Consider the following 16364-nt stretch of genomic DNA (forward strand, 5'->3'; position numbering starts at 1 on the left):
TTCGGCGGGTACGGTGCGAGGGCAACGCGGCTGTCCCGCCCGGGCGGTGCGGAACCCCCGGCTCAGTGGTTCCGGTCCGCTGACGCGCAGGTCCGGGCGCCCGGACGCGCCCCCGGCCGGACAGGTGCCGGTCCGAGTTGTCAGTCCCGCGGTCCACAATGGTCCGCAGCAGATCCCGTTCACGCTTCAGCACGAGCGAGCCGAAGGGGCGTGCCCCGCAGGCTAGCGACCAGGAAACAGGAGGAGCCGGCAGGATGGCCCGCCGCAGCACGAAGACCCCGCCGCCCGACGAACCGTACGAGGAGAAGATCCTCGACATCGACGTCGTGGACGAGATGCAGGGCTCCTTCCTCGAGTACGCGTATTCGGTCATCTACTCCCGCGCCCTTCCCGACGCCCGGGACGGCCTGAAGCCGGTGCACCGCCGCATCGTCTACCAGATGAACGAGATGGGCCTGCGTCCCGAGCGCGGCTATGTGAAGTGCGCGCGTGTCGTCGGCGAGGTCATGGGCAAACTGCATCCGCACGGCGACGCGTCGATCTACGACGCGCTGGTGCGGATGGCCCAGCCCTTCTCGATGCGCCTCCCGCTGGTCGACGGCCACGGCAACTTCGGCTCCCTGGGCAACGACGACCCGCCCGCCGCCATGCGGTACACCGAGTGCCGGATGGCCGCGGCGACCAGCCTGATGACCGAGTCGATCGACGAGGACACGGTCGACTTCGCGCCCAACTACGACGGCCAGGAACAGGAGCCGGAGGCCCTCCCCGCCGCCTTCCCGAACCTCCTGGTCAACGGCGCGTCCGGCATCGCGGTCGGCATGGCGACCAACATGCCGCCGCACAACCTCGGCGAGGTCGTCGCGGCCGCCCGCCATCTGATCCGCTACCCGAACGCGGACCTGGACGCCCTCATGCGGTTCGTCCCCGGCCCCGATCTGCCCACCGGCGGCCGGATCGTCGGCCTGTCCGGCATCCGCGACGCCTACGAGTCGGGCCGCGGCACCTTCAAGATCCGCGCCACGGTGGCGGTGGAGACGGTGACGGCACGCCGCAAGGGCCTGATCGTCACCGAACTCCCCTTCACGGTGGGCCCCGAGAAGGTGATCGCCAAGATCAAGGACCTGGTCGGCTCGAAGAAGATCCAGGGCATCGCCGACGTCAAGGACCTCACCGACCGCCAGCACGGTCTGCGTCTGGTCATCGAGATCAAGAACGGCTTCGTGCCGGAGGCGGTCCTGGAGCAGCTCTACAAGCTGACGCCGATGGAGGAGTCCTTCGGCATCAACAACGTGGCTCTGGTGGACGGCCAGCCGCTCACCCTGGGGCTCAAGGAGCTCCTCGAGGTCTACCTCGACCACCGCTTCGAGGTCGTACGCCGCCGCAGCGAGTTCCGCCGCACCAAGCGGCGCGACCGGCTGCACCTCGTCGAGGGCCTGCTCACCGCGCTGGTGGACATCGACGAGGTCATCCGTCTGATCCGTTCCAGCGAGAACTCCGCTCAGGCGAAGGAACGCCTGATGGAGCGGTTCTCCCTGTCGGACGTGCAGACCCAGTACATCCTCGACACGCCGCTGCGCCGCCTCACCAGGTACGACCGCATCGAGCTGGACGCCGAGAAGGAGCGGCTCACCGAGGAGATCGCCGAGCTGACCCGGATCCTCGACTCGGATGCGGAGCTGCGCAAGCTGGTGGCGGCCGAACTGGCGGCGGTGGCGAAGAAGTTCGGCACCGAGCGCCGTACGGTGCTGCTGGAGTCGAGCGGTGCCCCGGCCACGGCGGTACCGCTCCAGGTAGCCGACGACCCGTGCCGGGTCATGCTGTCCTCCACCGGCCTGCTGGCACGCACGGCCAACGGCGCGCCGCTGACCACGGAGGCGGACGGCACGCGCGCGAAGCACGACGTGATCGTGTCGGCGGTCCCGGCGACGGCGCGCGGCGAGATCGGCGCGGTGACCTCGTCGGGGCGGCTGCTGCGGATCAATGTGATCGACCTTCCCCAGCTGCCGCCGACGGCCGCCGCGCCGACCCTGGCGGGCGGGGCACCGCTCACGGAGTTCGTCTCCCTGACGGACGACGAGACACTGGTCTGCCTCACCACGCTGGACGAGTCCTCCCCCGGTCTGGCGCTCGGCACGGAACAGGGCGTCGTCAAGCGGGTGGTGCCGGACTACCCGGCCAACAAGGACGAGCTGGAGGTCATCGCTCTCAAGGAGGGCGACCGGATCGTCGGCGGAGTCGAGCTGCGCACCGGCGAGGAGGACCTGGTCTTCATCACGGACGACGCGCAGTTGCTGCGTTTCCAGGCGTCCCAGGTCCGTCCGCAGGGCCGCCCGGCCGGCGGCATGGCGGGCATCAAGCTCACCGACGGCGCGCGGGTGATCTCCTTCACCGCGGTGGACCCGGCGGTGGACGCGGTGGTCCTCACCGTCGCGGGCTCGCGCGGCACACTGGACGACTCCGTGCAGACGACGGGCAAACTGACCCCGTTCGACCAGTATCCGCGCAAGGGCCGCGCGACCGGCGGCGTGCGCTGCCAGCGGTTCCTGAAGGGCGAGGACTGCCTGTCGCTGGCCTGGGCGGGCCCGACACCGGCCCGCGCGGCGCAGAAGAACGGCACCCCGGTGGACATGCCGGAAATCGATCCGCGCCGGGACGGCTCGGGCGTGTCGCTGGCGAAGACGGTGTCGGTGGTGGCAGGACCCGCCTAGGACGGGACCGGGGCAAGGACAGAGACAGGGCGCAGGGAGCAGGGAGAGAAGCAGGACAGGTCAGACCTGCGGCGCAGGTGTGCGGGGGGCCGGGTCCTGCGGCCCGGGTTCCCGCACATAGCGCAGGACGCCCCACATGCCGTGCTCGTCGGCGTGCGGGGCGTCGCTCGTACAGGCCTCCAGTTCCTTGGCGAGGGCGGGCGTGTCGAGGGCGGTGCCGATGAGGACGAGCTGGGTGCGGCGCGGCTCGGCGGCGGGCCAGGGCTCCGGGTAGAAGCGCAGGAAGCGGCCGACGGCGTGCACGGCGTAGCGGTTGCGGATGTCGTGCGGCCCGAAGTCGACGTAGCCCTTGATGCGGTAGAGGCCCTCGGCGCGGCTGTCGAGGAAGGCCATCAGCCGGCGTGGGTCGAGGGGGACCTCGCTGACGTACGAGAGGCTGTCGTACGCGGCGTGGAGATGCCCGGCGTGGATGTCGTGGTGATCGCCCTGGCCGGGGGCACGGTCCGGGTGCGGGTCGTGCGGGTCGTGCAGGTCGTCGAAGGACAGCTGCCCGACGCGTTCCCCGGCGGGCCGGCAGTCGAAGAGGAACGCGGGGTCGACACGCCCGTAGGAGGCCGCGACGACGGCGGCCCGGTCGGCGAGGGACCGTACCAGGGCGAGGATCCGTTCGGTGTCCCCGGCCCGGTCGGCCTTGTTGACGACGACGAGGTCGGCGAGGGCGAGGTGCCGGTCGACCTCCGGGTGCCGCGCCCGGGTGTCGTCGAACTCGGCGGCGTCGACGACCTCGACCAGCCCGCCGTAGACGACGTCCGGCTGCTCGCCGGCGAGCACCATGCGCACCAGTTCCTGTGGTTCGGCGAGTCCGCTGGCCTCGATGACGATGACGTCGACGCCCAGGGAGGGCCGTGCCAGGCGACCGAGGTAGTCGTCGAGTTCACCGGTGTCCACCGCGCAGCACAGACAGCCGTTGCCGAGGGAGACGGTGGAGTCGCCGAGGGCGCCCGCGACGGCCATGGCGTCGATCCCGATCGCCCCGAAGTCGTTGACGATCGCGCCGATACGGCTGCCTCCGCTGTGGTGGAGGAGATGGTTCAGCAGGGTCGTCTTCCCGGCGCCGAGGAAACCGGCGAGGACGACGACGGGGATCTGCCGCGGGGCGCGGTGCGGGCCGGTGGTCGGGCTCGGGCTCCCGGTGATCGGGCTCGGGCTCGGCTGGCTCAACGGGCGACCTCTTTCACGCCGACACGTGCGCCGGTCCGCGGACCGGCGCGGGCAGGGGCAGGCAGGCGGGGCGAGCACCCGCCGCCCAGGATACGGGCGGGGCCGACGGGTACGGGGCCCGTCCCGGGGACCGGGCGGGGCAAGACCGGCGGCACCGCACCCGGCGGACCGGCTGCACGGAGACCGGCACGCATGGCTGCCCGGCGAGGGAGAGAGCCGGCACGACAGACCACCGCCCCCGCACACAGAGCCGGGACACACCGGTCCCCGCGTCTGCCGCGTGATCCGCCGGACAGGCATCCGGCGCGCGGTCACCCGGCGTACCTACCGGGCGGACACCGGGCAGGGCGCCGGGATGTGCGACCCTCGCTTCCTCCTGTGCGCCTCTTCTCCGCCTCCCCCGCGGGCACCGGCCGGGGCACCCTGGGAGCAGGCATGCGCCGCCCGCCGGTCCCCGTCGGCCGCCCGGGTCCCGACGACCGGTGGGCGGTCGCCTGAATCGGGGGTGGTCATGGCAGCACAGAGGTCCCGGCGCCGGGGATACGGCCCGGTCGCGGCGGCGGCACTGGCCGTCGCGGTCGCGGCGGGCGCCGCGTCCTCCCGGCGCAGACGGGAGCGGAGCACGCAGCTGGCCGAACGGCAGCGGCACGCCGATCTCGCCCGCCAGCAGCGGCTCCAGTGGGAGCTGCTGAGCAAGGCCATGGAGGACCCCGCGCTGGCGGCGGTGCTGGACACCCACAACGGTGCCGTCCCGGCGCCGAGGCACCGTCAGTTCCTGTTCGCCAACGCGCTCTACACCAATGCGCTGCTCGCCTACCGCATCAAGGTCGTGACCTGGGAGGAACTGCACGGCTATCTGAGGATCACCTGCCAGAACCAGATCTTCCGCGAGTACTGGGAAGCCACCCGGCCCAGCCGCAGCAGCCTCATCAGCTCGTCCGACGAGGCGCGCGTGGGCCGGATGGTGGACGGGATCATCGAGACCCTGGCCGAGGCGGACACCGACGAGTGGTGGGTGGTGGGCGAACCGCCCGACGAGGAGACGCTGTGAGCGGCTGAGGAAACCGGCCGTCCGGCGCCGCTGGCAGGGGTGTTCGACAACTGACGCTCCGTCATCACCCGATCCGGCGACATCGGCGGGATGAAACCTCTGGAGTCACAGTGATCACCGGGGAGATACTTGCCTTGTTCCATCGGCACATCGCAAGGATCGGTATTCAGTTGAAGATCGTGCGCCGCCTCGGCGCGTCACCTCGCGAACGGGGCAGCCTGAACGGCGACACCTGTCCTGACATCTTCGAGCTCCATGACGGGAACTTCGCCGTCATCGGCACGGAGGCCACGGCAGAACTCGAGCGCATGCTGCCGTCCGACGCAGGACGCGCGGACTACGAACGCATCGTCGTCATCACACGGGAGACACTGGTCCGCGCCAAGGCGGACATCCCCGACTCCTGACCCGAGACCGTTCCGGGCAGCGAGCCGATCCGCAGCCTCGCCGTGTTCAGCCCCCCGCACACCACCGCCGAGCGGTTGAGGGCAGCCCCCGACCCAGCAGACCACCACCCCGTCCTCTGCGCACCGCAAGCCCGGCACCCGACCGTGCCGGGCCAGGTCCCTCGACCACTGCCGGAGCCCGGCACCAGTGCGTCCGGAGAGCACCACCAGCAAGCCAGGTTAGGCTCACCTGTGTGAGTACGTGCACGACCGTCTCCCGCAGTCTCGACGAGCCCGTCGCGGCGACCGCGGCCACCGCGACGACATGGCTGCTGCTGGAACAGCCCGGCCCCTGGGGGGCCAGGGCGCTCACCTCCAGCCATCTGGACCCCGCCGTCGGCCGCGCGCTGGAGCGGGCCGCCCACGGCACCGGCGTACGGATCGCGCTCGTCCGCCGCCCTGGACCGCACGCCGACCGCGGCGGATCCGCCGTACGCCAGGTGTACGCGGCGCACACGACGCCCGGCAACGCGTGGCTGCACGGCGCCACGACCCGGGACCCCCGGCAACTGCTCGACCTCGACTTCGCCGCCCTCGGCCGCGGCGACCACCGCACGTTCGGCACGGCACTCGGCGGCACCCGGCACACCGGCGGTCCGCTGGCCCTCGTGTGCACCAATGGCAAGCGTGACCGCTGCTGCGCCCTCCTCGGCCGCCCCCTGGCCGCCGAACTCGGCGCCTCGGGCGTCCCGGGCGTCTGGGAGGTCACCCATCTGGGCGGTCACCGCTTCTCCCCGACCGTGCTCGTCCTCCCGTACGGCTATGCCTACGGGAGGGTCGAGGCCCCTGCCGTCAAGGAGATCCTGCGGGGCGTCCGGGAGGGGCGGGTCGTCGTCGAGGGCTGCCGCGGGAGTTCGGCCTGGCAGCGGCCCGGGCAGGCGGCCGAGCTGGCCGTGCGCTCGGCCGCCGGCGAGTACGCGGCGGACGCGCTGAGCGTCGTCCGCACGGACGGTGGCGCACCGCTCTGGGAGGTCACCGTCGCCCACACCGACGGGCGCCACTGGCGTGTCGTCGTGGCGCAGGGCGCCGCCGGTCCGCCCCGCCGGGAGAGCTGCGGCGCCACCGTGCTCGGCACGCCGGGCCGGATGGACGTGATCGCGGTGCGCGAGCTGACGGCGGCGGCCTCCGCCCGCTGACCGGCGCGGGTCGCGCCGCAACCCCCGCCTCCCCTGACCCCCGTGACCGCCGCGCCGCTGCACGCACCCGTGGGACGAGTGCTCCCACGGCTACGGCGGCGGTTACGGCGGCACGATGTACCGGGGCAGGGCCTAGACGGCCCCCGCCCCCGTCAGGGAGCGCACCTCGGTCTCCGCGTGCCGGGCCTCGTCCGGGGCCTCGGCCGAGGTGACCGTGCCGAGCCAGCCCGCGAAGAAGCCCAGCGGGATGGAGACCAGACCCGGGTTCTCCAGCGGGAAGTACTGGAAGTCGAGGCCGGGGAACAGCGATTCCGGCGTCCCGGACACCACCGGGGACAGGGCCACGAGCACCAGCGCCGGAACGAGGCCGCCGTACACCGACCACAGTGCGCCGCGGGTCGTGAAACCGCGCCAGAACAGCGAGTACAGCAGCACGGGCAGGTTCGCGGAGGCCGCCACCGCGAAGGCGAGACCGACCAGGAAGGCGACGTTGAGGTCCTTGGCCAGCAGACCGAGGGCGATCGCGACCAGGCCGATGCCGACCGCCGCCACCCGGGCGACGGCCACCTCGCTGCGCGGCTTGGTGCGGCGGCGCAGCGACGCGTACAGGTCGTGCGCCACGGACGCCGAGGAGGCGAGCGTGATCCCGGCGACCACCGCGAGGATCGTGGCGAAGGCGACGGCCGCCACGACGGCGAACAGCACGGTCCCTCCGGTGGAGTCCGCGCCGCCGCCCAGGTCGAGGGCCAGCAGCGGGACGGCCGTGTTGCCGGCTGCGTTCGATTCCCGGACGGCCTGCGGACCGACGATCGCGGTCGCCCCGAAGCCCAGGACGATCGTCATCAGGTAGAACCCGCCGATCAGCGCGATCGACCAGACGACCGAGCGGCGGGCGGCCCGGGCGGTCGGCACCGTGTAGAAGCGGGACAGGATGTGGGGCAGCCCGGCGGTGCCCAGGACCAGGGCCAGGCCGAGGCTGATGAAGTCGAACCGCTCGGTCCAGTCCCCGCCGTATTTCAGGCCCGGTGCCAGGAACGCGTCCCCGTGGCCGCTGCGCGCGGCGGCCGACAGCAGCAGCCGGTTGAAGTCACCGTGGAAACGGATCATGACGAGCACCGTCAGTACGACGGTGCCGCCGAGCAGCAGCACCGCCTTGACGATCTGGATCCAGGTGGTGGCCCGCATCCCTCCCAGCGACACGTAGATCACCATGAGCGCGCCGACGCCGATGACCGTCCACGCCTGGGCCGCCGCGCCGGTCCGCCCGAGCAGCAGCGCCACCAGGCTGCCCGCGCCCACCATCTGGGCCACCAGGTAGAAGACGGAGACGATGACCGAGGAGGTTCCCGCCGCGATCCGCACGGGCCGCTCGCTCATCCGCGCGGCGAGCACGTCGGCGAGGGTGAACCGGCCGCAGTTGCGGACCAGTTCGGCGACGAGGAAGAGCACCACCAGCCAGGCGACGAGGAAGCCCACCGCATACAGCAGGCCGTCGTAGCCGAAGAGCGAGATCACTCCCGCCACGCCGAGGAACGACGCCGCCGACATGTAGTCGCCGGCGATGGCGAACCCGTTCTCCAGCGGGGTGAAGAGGCGTCCTCCGGCGTAGAACTCCTCGGCCGATCCGTGCCGTTTGCGGCTCACCCAGGTCGTGATCGCCAGGGTGACGGCGACGAAGGCGCTGAACAGCACTAAGGCGAGAGTCTGATGAGGCCCGGTCATCGTCTGCCGCCTCCCGCCTCACGCGTCAGTTCCTGTGTGTCCCAGCGCAGTTCGAGCGCGGCCCGGTCTCTGCGCACCCGGGCGTGCCGGGCATAGGCCCAGGTGAGCAGGAACGTGGTGAGGAACTGCCCCAGTCCGGCGACCATCGCCACGTTCACGGCCCCCGCCACCGGCCGTGCCATCAGGCCGGGGACGGTCGTCGCCAGCACCACGTACCCCACGTACCAGCACAGGAAGGCGACCGTCCACGGTCCCACGAACCTCCGGTACCGCCTGCGGACCTCCTGGAAGGCAGGGCTGCGCTGCACGTCCAGATAGACCTCGGCGGCGCGGTCCGCCGGCGCCTCCTGCTCCTGGCGGGCGGCGGGCACAACGGCGGGACCGGGGGCCGGAGTCTCCCCGTCGGCCGGCTCCCCCCAGCCGGGGGCGAAGAGGTCGCGCCAGGGATCCTCGTACATCGTCTCCCCCGTCGTGGACACCGACGCGGGACGCCAGCCGTCACCGGCCCAGCTCTCGGAGCCGCCGCCGCCTTCGCGGGGACGGACATTGCTTGACTGCATGCCCCAAGGATGGGCATAACGGGAGGATCACCAAAACTACTTCTTCGGGGTATTCACCCCATCAGGTGAGTACATCCCCTGGAGGGCGCACAAGTCGTCTCGCGGACGCGTAACCCACCACACCCGCACGGTCCTTGAGGCCGTCCTGGCGAACGGATTGCCGCTGTGGGTCTTCACCGTCGCGGTGGAGACCTGCGGACCGCGGGCGATCTCCTGGTCGGCGAGCCCCTCGGCGACGAGGACGGGCACCGCGGTCTCCCGCGTGGTGAGCCCGTCGGGCGCCTCCGCGGGAACCGGCGGCTGCGGCGGAGGCTCCGACAGCCGCTCCGGCAGACGCCGTTGGATGCCCGGTGACAGTCCCGCGTCCCCAAAGGCGCGCCGCGCACGGCCCGCAGGGTCCCGTCACCGCCGGCGTCCTCGGTGAGACACCCGCGCCCCCGCCTCCGCCGAACCGGACGGGGCGGGCGAAGCCGTCCGGGCTCGCCGGCGTGGCTCCGCCGGGGTTCGGCGGAGCCACGTGGGCTCACCCGCGTCGGGAGGTGACTCCGACGCTCTCCGGGCCCTCCGCCGGACGGGCGCTACGCGTCGATCCGCGACCGGTCGAGCGTGGCCGCCGAGTTGGAGATGAATTCCTTGCGCGGTGCCACGTCGTTGCCCATGAGCAGGTCGAACACCGTCTCGGCGGACTCCAGGTCGGAGAGGTTGATCCGGCGCAGGGTGCGGTGGCGCGGGTCCATCGTGGTCTCGGCCAGCTGGTCGGCGTCCATCTCGCCGAGGCCCTTGTAGCGCTGGATGGAGTCCTTGTAGCGGATGTTCTTGGTCTGGAACTCCAGCAGCTTGTCCCGCAGCTCGCGGTCCGAGTACGTGTACACGTACTTGTCCTGGCCCCGCTTGGGCTGGACGATCTCGATCCGGTGCAGCGGCGGCACCGCGGCGAAGACCCGGCCCGACTCCACCATGGGCCGCATGTAGCGGTGGAACAGCGTCAGCAGCAGCGTACGGATGTGGGAGCCGTCCACATCGGCGTCGGTCATCATGATGATCTTGCCGTAGCGGGCCGCGTCGATGTCGAAGGTACGGCCCGACCCGGCCCCTATGACCTGGATGATGGCACCGCACTCGGCGTTCTTGAGCATGTCCGTCACGGACGACTTCTGGACGTTGAGGATCTTGCCGCGGATCGGCAGCAGGGCCTGGAACTCGGAGTTGCGGGCGAGCTTCGCCGTGCCGAGCGCCGAGTCCCCCTCGACGATGAACAGCTCGCTGCGCTCCACGTCGTCACTGCGGCAGTCGGCCAGCTTGGCGGGCAGGGAGGAGGACTCCAGAGCCGTCTTCCGGCGCTGGGCGTCCTTGTGCTGGCGGGCCGCGATGCGGGTGCGTGCGGCGGCGACGACCTTCTCCATCACCACCCGGGCCTGGGCGGCCGCGTCACGCTTGGTGGAGGTCAGGAATGCCTTGAGCTCCCTGGAGATGACGGTGTTCACGATGCGGCGGGCCGCCGAGGTGCCGAGGACCTCCTTGGTCTGGCCCTCGAACTGCGGCTCCGCCAGCCGCACGGTGACGACGGCGGTCAGCCCTTCGAGGGCGTCGTCCTTGACGATGTCGTCCTCGGCGACACGCAGCAGCTTCTTGGCGCGCAGCGCCTCGTTCATCGTCTCCCGGACGGCCTGCTCGAAGCCGGCGACATGGGTGCCGCCCTTGGGTGTCGCGATGATGTTGACGAAGGACCTGAGGGTCGAGTCGTAGCCGGTGCCCCAGCGCAGCGCCACGTCGACGCCGAGTTCACGGGTGACCTCGGTCGGGGTCATCTGGCCGTGGTCGTCGAGGACCGGCACGGTCTCCTTGAAGGTGCCCTGCCCGGTGAAGCGGAGGATGTCGCAGACCGGCCTGTCGGTGGCCAGGTACTCGCAGAACTCGCTGATCCCGCCGTCGAACCGGAACGACTCCTCGCCCTTGCTGCCGTCCGGGCCCAGACCGTACTCGTCGCGGACGACGATGGTCAGGCCCGGGACCAGGAACGCGGTCTGGCGGGCACGCTGGTGCAGCGTCTCCAGGGAGAGCTGGGCGTCCTTGAGGAAGATCTGCCGGTCGGCCCAGTAGCGCACCCGCGTGCCGGTGCGGTTCTTGGGGATCTTCTTGGTCTTGCGCAGTCCGCTGGCGGACTCGAACCCCGCGTCCGGGCCGCCGCCCGCGAAAGCGCCGGGGACACCTCGGCGGAAGCTGATGGCGTGGGTGTGCCCGGCACGGTCCACCTCGACGTCGAGCCGGGCGGACAGGGCGTTCACCACGGAGGCGCCGACGCCGTGCAGACCGCCGGACGCGGCGTAGGAGCCGCCGCCGAACTTGCCGCCGGCGTGCAGCTTGGTCATGACGACCTCGACACCGGACAGACCGGTCTTGGGCTCGACGTCCACGGGGATGCCGCGGCCGTTGTCCCGCACCTCCACGGATCCGTCGTCCTGGAGGATCACTTCGATGTGGTCGCAGTAGCCGCCCAGGGCCTCGTCGACGGAGTTGTCGATGATCTCCCACAGGCAGTGCATCAGGCCGCGGCTGTCGGTCGACCCGATGTACATGCCCGGGCGCTTGCGCACCGCCTCGAGCCCCTCCAGGACGAGCAGGTGCCGCGCGGTGTAGTTGGAACCGTCCCGGTCTGCTGAGGCCAGCAGTGTGGTGGACGGCACGGACGTCTCGGCGGTCACGCGGTTCGCTCCTCGCTGAATTTCGGGTGGGACCCTTCGGGGTAAGGGCGCGGGCTCCAGTCGCCCCCCGAGGGTACCGAGCCCTGGTAGAGACGTTGTAACGCCACCCGCGTCAGCCCCTCAGCCTAGACCAGAGTCGTAAGCGTGTTCGATCCCTCGATGGAGTGAAGTACATATCACGTTCCCTTCGGCGCATGAACCATTTAGGCTCCGGGCACGTCCTCATGAACAACCGGCAAGCCGGCCGGGAGGACCGACATTGACCGACAGCGCGAAACCGTAAGACACAGAGCGACGCATTACGGCACATTCGCCGCCAACCGGCAGCAGACGGCCACCTCGGAAGTTTTTTTCGAGCGAGAGGCCCGAGCGGGAACGTTTTGGGCCTGGTTGGATGTTGACCCTGGTACGACAGCTCGTCGAGCTAGAGAAGAGGCGACGTGACTACTGTTCTGACCCCCGCGAGCCCGCTGACGGCCGCTGATCGCTGCGACCGCTGCGGCGCCCAGGCATACCTGCGCGTCGTCCTGCTCAGCGGCGGAGAACTGCTCTTCTGCGCCCACCACGGTCGCAAGTTCGAGCCGGAACTCAAGAAGATCGCCGCTGAGATACAGGACGAGACAGAGCGGTTGACCACCGTTCCGGCATCGGCATCCGAAGAAGAGCGCTGACGTCTCACCACCACGACGAGCATCTCCGGCACAGGCCGGCGGGCGGGCGGTGGCTCCTGGCAGAAGGGGCGACCGCCCGCCCTCGTACTCCTTCGAAGCACCCCGAGCGCCCAGGTGTCCCCGGGCTCCCTCAGCGGCGGCCGGGCCCCTGCGCCCCGGAGACCTCCGCACCCGGTGCGCGCACCACGTAGGACATCCGCGTATAGACGCCCGGCTTCCCGGGCTGACCGCAGCCGCTCCCCCAGGACACCAGACCGATCAGCTTCCCTCCCGCCACGAGCGGACCGCCGCTGTCGCCCTGACAGGCGTCCGGGCCGCCCTCGGCCTCCCCGCCGCACAGCATGGTGCCGGCCCGGTAGGTGCCGTCGGCACCGCCCGGATAGGCGCGTTCGCAGACGTCGTCGGCGAGGACGTGGAGAGGCGCCGCATACAGGCCGTGCGCGTACCGGCCGGTGCCCGAGGTGTCTCCCCAGCCGTACACCGTGGCCGGGGTCCCCGGCAGGTAGGCCGGGTCGCCCTCGCCCGCCGTCGCAATCACCGCGTCCGCCGGCAGGGGGGCGTCGAGGGTGAGCACGGCGAAGTCCCCGGAGTGGGTCGCGCCGTCGTACTCCGGATTCACCCGCACGTCGCGCACGGGGATCTCCTCTCCCCCGGACCCGGACAGTTCCGTACGGCCCGCGATGATCTTCAGGTCCACCGCGCGGTGGGGTGGCGCACCCAGCACCTCGTCGCCCAGACAGTGGGCCGCGGTCAGCACGGTCACCGGCCCGACCGCCACACCACCGCAGAACTGCCCCGCGCGGGTACCCCCGAACCGGTCACGGCTGGACAGGGCGACCGTCCAGGGGCTCCCGGACACGTCGACGGGGAAACCGCCGACGACGACCCGGCCGGCGGCCGCGGGGGCCGCCGACACCAGGGGTATGACGGCCGCCGACGCCGCCAGGGCCAGAGGCCGGGCCAGGGCCCGGACCAGGGAATGACGCATACGGAATCCTCACTCTGGGATGATCACGAGACACCCAGAGTGATCCAGACGGCCACGGCCCGCACCCGCGCGAAGACGCCGGAGGCCCGGCTCCCACCAGGGAGCCGGGCCTCCGGCGCACAGACCGTCGACGGGCCGTCTCTAGTCGAGATAGTCCCGCAGCACCTGCGAACGCGACGGGTGGCGCAGCTTCGACATGGTCTTGGACTCGATCTGGCGGATGCGCTCGCGCGTGACGCCGTACACCTTGCCGATCTCGTCCAGGGTCTTCGGCTGGCCGTCGGTGAGCCCGAAACGCATGGACACGACACCGGCCTCACGCTCGGACAGGGTGTCCAGAACCGAGTGGAGCTGCTCCTGCAGAAGCGTGAAGCTCACGGCGTCGGCCGGGACGACGGCCTCGGAGTCCTCGATGAGGTCACCGAACTCGCTGTCACCGTCCTCACCGAGCGGGGTGTGCAGCGAGATCGGCTCACGGCCGTACTTCTGGACCTCGATGACCTTCTCGGGGGTCATGTCGAGTTCCTTGGCCAGCTCCTCCGGGGTGGGCTCGCGTCCCAGGTCCTGGAGCATCTGGCGCTGCACGCGCGCGAGCTTGTTGATGACCTCGACCATGTGCACCGGGATACGGATGGTGCGGGCCTGGTCGGCCATCGCGCGGGTGATCGCCTGACGGATCCACCAGGTGGCGTACGTGGAGAACTTGTAGCCCTTGGTGTAGTCGAACTTCTCGACCGCGCGGATCAGACCGAGGTTGCCCTCCTGGATGAGGTCCAGGAAGAGCATGCCGCGGCCGGTGTAGCGCTTGGCCAGCGAGACCACCAGACGGAGGTTGGCCTCCAGGAGGTGATTCTTGGCGCGGCGCCCGTCCTCGGCGATGATCTCCAGCTCACGCTTGAGCTTCGGGGCGAGCTTGTCGGCGTTGGCCAGCTTGTCCTCGGCGAAGAGACCCGCCTCGATGCGCTTGGCGAGCTCCACCTCCTGCTCGGCGTTGAGCAGGGGGACCTTGCCGATCTGCTTGAGGTAGTCCTTGACCGGGTCGGCGGTGGCTCCGGCGGCGGCGACCTGCTGGGCCGGCGCGTCGTCCTCGTCCTCGTCGGAGAGCACGAAACCGGCACTCTCGGTGCCCTCCGGCTCGTCACCGGGCTTGGCGTCCTCGAGCACCTCGTCCTCGACGGGCTCGCCGTCGTCCTTCTTGGCGGTGGTCTTCTTGGCCGCCGTCTTCTTGGCGGGAGCCGCCTTCTTCGCCACCGCCGCCTTCTTGGCGGGAGCGGCCTTCTTGGCGACAGCCCTCTTCGCGGGAGCGGTTTCCTCGGCGGACTCGTCGGCCACCGGAGCGGCGGGAGCGGCCGGGGTCGGGGCGGTGGCCTTCCGTGTGGTCACCGTCTTCGCCGCCACCGTCTTGGTCGCGGTGCGCTTGGCCGGAGTCTTCGCAGCGACGCTCTTCCGCGTGCGCTTCGGCTCCGCGGCACTGACCATCAGCGTCACACCCTCTTCCTCGAGGATCTGGTTGAGGCTGCGCAGTACGTTCTTCCACTGAGTGGCCGGAATCTGGTCGGCTTCGAAGGCCCGACGCACATCGTCGCCGGCGATCTGCCCCTCAGCCTTTCCCCGCTCGATGAGCGCCATGACAGAGACGGACTCGGCGATCTCCGGCGGGAGCGTACGGGATGTGCTGGCCGACACGAACAACCTCTCGGAACGTTGGAAAACGGCTTCCGGCCCCGTCCGTGACGGACAGGAGCCGACCGCCGGCTTGGGGATGGGCCGACGGCGCGGGCGGGGCCGGGAAGATGCACAGCGCCTATGACGGCGTCCGTATTCCTTCCGCGGCTGTCACCTCTTAAGTCATCGCGCTGTTTCCACCAGTGTTACGCCGAATCCGCGTGGCCCGAGTCACACACCATAAGCATGTAAAACCGGTCATATGCATACAGGGTAGCTCATGTGCGATCTTGTGGATCTTGGGGCACCCCGGAGCATGCCCGCGCGGCACCCTTTCCCGCCCCGCCACAGCAGCGGACCCCGCCGACCGCCCGAAGGGTCGGGCGGGGTCCGGCGGGGTCCGGCAGGCAGGCGCGCCCCGGACCGGGCGGGCGGCCCGGCGGATGACCGGGCGGCGACGCGGCCCGGCCCCGCGTCGCGCCCCGCGCCCGGGTCAGTGTTCGCGGGGCGCGGGCACCACACGCTCGACCTCTGGATGGACGGTGAGCAGCTGACGCATGGCCCCCTCGGCCGCGGCTCCGTCGCCCTCGGCGAGCGCGGTGACGATCCGGCCGTGCTGCGCCAGCGCCGTCTCGTGGGGCCGCTCACAGCCGGTGACCGGCCCGCCGGAGACCTGGAGGGCGGCCGACACGATCCCGGAGAGGTGCTCCAGCATCCGGTTTCCCGCGACCTGGATGAGCAGGCTGTGGAACTCGGCGTCCGCACGGGAGAAGGTCAGCGCGTCGCCCTGCCCCATGGCGTGGCCCATGATCTCGACCATGTCGGAGAGGCGCTGCTGGACGTCCTCGCGCCCGTGCCCGGCGGCGAGGCGGGCGGCGAGCGGCTCGATGGTCCAGCGCAGCTCGCTCAGCTCGCGGCGCTGGTCGTCCCGCTGCGGCCCGAAGGCGCGCCATTCGATGATGTCCGGGTCGAGGAGGTTCCAGTCGCTGACGGGACGCACGCGTGTGCCGACGTTCGGCCGGGCGCTCACCAGACCCTTGGCCTCCAGGACACGCAGCGACTCACGGACCACGGTGCGGGACACCTCGAAACGCTGGCCGATCTCCTCGGGCACCAGCGGGCGGTCGGCGCCCAGGTCACCCGAGACGATCATCTGGCCGAGCTGCTGGACGAGCTGGCCGTGCAGGCCGCGGCCCCGGCTGCCGGCGGCGCGCCGGCCGACCCGGGCCAGCTCGGGATCGGCGCCGTCCCAGATGTGCGGTCCGATCCGATCGGGGGCGGGGCCTTCGGCGTAGGGGTAGCGGTCGAATCCGCCCGGGCCGGCGAGGCCGGAGTCCGAGGAGCGGGCGGCGGTCATCATGGCGTGCGCAAGGGTACTCACGGATCCTTTGTCGGCTCCGTCCCCAACTGCCTTGAGGGCTTTGGTGAAAAGCACACGAAAGGGTGATCGCTCACCCCGTCGGAATTGACGCCTTATCGGAAAGAATTGGC

Annotated in this window: 12 protein-coding genes and 1 pseudogene; 5 read left to right on the forward strand and 8 right to left on the reverse strand. The window is 71.0% G+C overall.

The annotated features are described in order from the left end of the window. Window positions 1–254 precede the first annotated feature (254 nt). On the forward strand, window positions 255–2711 hold the full coding sequence (locus ABZ862_RS22440) for a DNA topoisomerase IV subunit A (protein WP_360960706.1): 2457 nt from the start codon (window positions 255–257) through the stop codon (window positions 2709–2711). Window positions 2712–2771: 60 nt separating this feature from the next. On the opposite strand, the gene ABZ862_RS22445 is transcribed toward ABZ862_RS22440, so the two are convergent. Next, the gene (locus ABZ862_RS22445; protein ID WP_360960848.1) at window positions 2772–3908 is read right to left on the reverse strand and encodes a GTP-binding protein; all 1137 of its coding nucleotides are present in this window, start codon (window positions 3906–3908) and stop codon (window positions 2772–2774) included. Window positions 3909–4443: 535 nt separating this feature from the next. Here ABZ862_RS22445 and ABZ862_RS22450 point away from each other — a divergent pair. From ABZ862_RS22450 to ABZ862_RS22460, 3 genes are all read left to right on the forward strand, one after another. Beyond that, window positions 4444–4983: a DUF6082 family protein gene (locus ABZ862_RS22450; protein WP_360960708.1), complete on the forward strand. Its 540-nt coding sequence runs from the start codon at window positions 4444–4446 to the stop codon at window positions 4981–4983. A gap of 170 nt (window positions 4984–5153) precedes the next feature. Continuing rightward, complete coding sequence (locus ABZ862_RS22455) at window positions 5154–5390, forward strand: hypothetical protein (RefSeq protein WP_360960710.1); 237 nt, start codon at window positions 5154–5156, stop codon at window positions 5388–5390. Between the two features lie 233 nt (window positions 5391–5623). Then, entirely contained in the window at window positions 5624–6565 is a 942-nt protein-coding gene (locus ABZ862_RS22460) for a sucrase ferredoxin (protein WP_360960712.1), read from the forward strand. Between the two features lie 132 nt (window positions 6566–6697). On the opposite strand, the gene ABZ862_RS22465 is transcribed toward ABZ862_RS22460, so the two are convergent. The 4 genes and pseudogenes from ABZ862_RS22465 to ABZ862_RS22480 form a co-directional block, all read right to left on the reverse strand. After that, a complete protein-coding gene (locus tag ABZ862_RS22465; protein WP_360960714.1) occupies window positions 6698–8287 on the reverse strand; it encodes a cation acetate symporter in 1590 nt (529 codons plus the stop codon). Further along, complete coding sequence (locus tag ABZ862_RS22470; RefSeq protein WP_360960715.1) at window positions 8284–8847, reverse strand: DUF485 domain-containing protein; 564 nt, start codon at window positions 8845–8847, stop codon at window positions 8284–8286. The genes ABZ862_RS22465 and ABZ862_RS22470 overlap by 4 nt, the downstream gene beginning before the upstream one ends. Before the next feature lie 61 nt (window positions 8848–8908). Next, window positions 8909–9281 (reverse strand): annotated as a pseudogene (locus ABZ862_RS22475) (LuxR C-terminal-related transcriptional regulator); the annotation flags it as partial. Window positions 9282–9425: 144 nt separating this feature from the next. Next, window positions 9426–11549, reverse strand: a complete 2124-nt coding sequence (locus tag ABZ862_RS22480; protein ID WP_360960717.1) for a DNA topoisomerase IV subunit B — start codon at window positions 11547–11549, stop codon at window positions 9426–9428. Window positions 11550–11989: 440 nt separating this feature from the next. On the opposite strand from ABZ862_RS22480, the gene ABZ862_RS22485 reads away from it, so the two are divergent. Next, window positions 11990–12220 (forward strand): hypothetical protein, encoded by a 231-nt coding sequence (locus ABZ862_RS22485; RefSeq protein ID WP_079309265.1) that lies wholly within the window; start codon window positions 11990–11992, stop codon window positions 12218–12220. 130 nt (window positions 12221–12350) lie between these two features. Here the strand turns inward: ABZ862_RS22485 and ABZ862_RS22490 are convergent, their stop codons facing one another. From ABZ862_RS22490 to ABZ862_RS22500, 3 genes are all read right to left on the reverse strand, one after another. Next, complete coding sequence (locus ABZ862_RS22490) at window positions 12351–13208, reverse strand: serine protease (RefSeq protein ID WP_360960719.1); 858 nt, start codon at window positions 13206–13208, stop codon at window positions 12351–12353. Window positions 13209–13349: 141 nt separating this feature from the next. After that, window positions 13350–14894, reverse strand: coding sequence for an RNA polymerase sigma factor (locus ABZ862_RS22495; protein WP_360960721.1), 1545 nt, complete (start codon window positions 14892–14894; stop codon window positions 13350–13352). 472 nt (window positions 14895–15366) lie between these two features. Next, a complete protein-coding gene (locus tag ABZ862_RS22500) occupies window positions 15367–16254 on the reverse strand; it encodes a FadR/GntR family transcriptional regulator (RefSeq protein WP_360960723.1) in 888 nt (295 codons plus the stop codon). Between the last annotated feature and the right edge of the window lie 110 nt (window positions 16255–16364).

Source organism: Streptomyces sp. NPDC047000 (assembly GCF_040644295.1).
In the GTDB taxonomy this organism is placed as follows: Bacteria; Actinomycetota; Actinomycetes; order Streptomycetales; family Streptomycetaceae; genus Streptomyces.

Excerpts from the sequence above, each read along its gene's own strand:
- ABZ862_RS22440 (WP_360960706.1), top strand. The coding sequence starts at position 255 with ATGGCCCGCCGCAGCACGAAGACCCCGCCGCCCGACGAACCGTACGAG.
- ABZ862_RS22450 (WP_360960708.1), top strand. The coding sequence starts at position 4,444 with ATGGCAGCACAGAGGTCCCGGCGCCGGGGATACGGCCCGGTCGCGGCG.
- ABZ862_RS22465 (WP_360960714.1), bottom strand. The coding sequence starts at position 8,287 with ATGACCGGGCCTCATCAGACTCTCGCCTTAGTGCTGTTCAGCGCCTTC.
- ABZ862_RS22470 (WP_360960715.1), bottom strand. The coding sequence starts at position 8,847 with ATGCAGTCAAGCAATGTCCGTCCCCGCGAAGGCGGCGGCGGCTCCGAG.
- ABZ862_RS22490 (WP_360960719.1), bottom strand. The coding sequence starts at position 13,208 with ATGCGTCATTCCCTGGTCCGGGCCCTGGCCCGGCCTCTGGCCCTGGCG.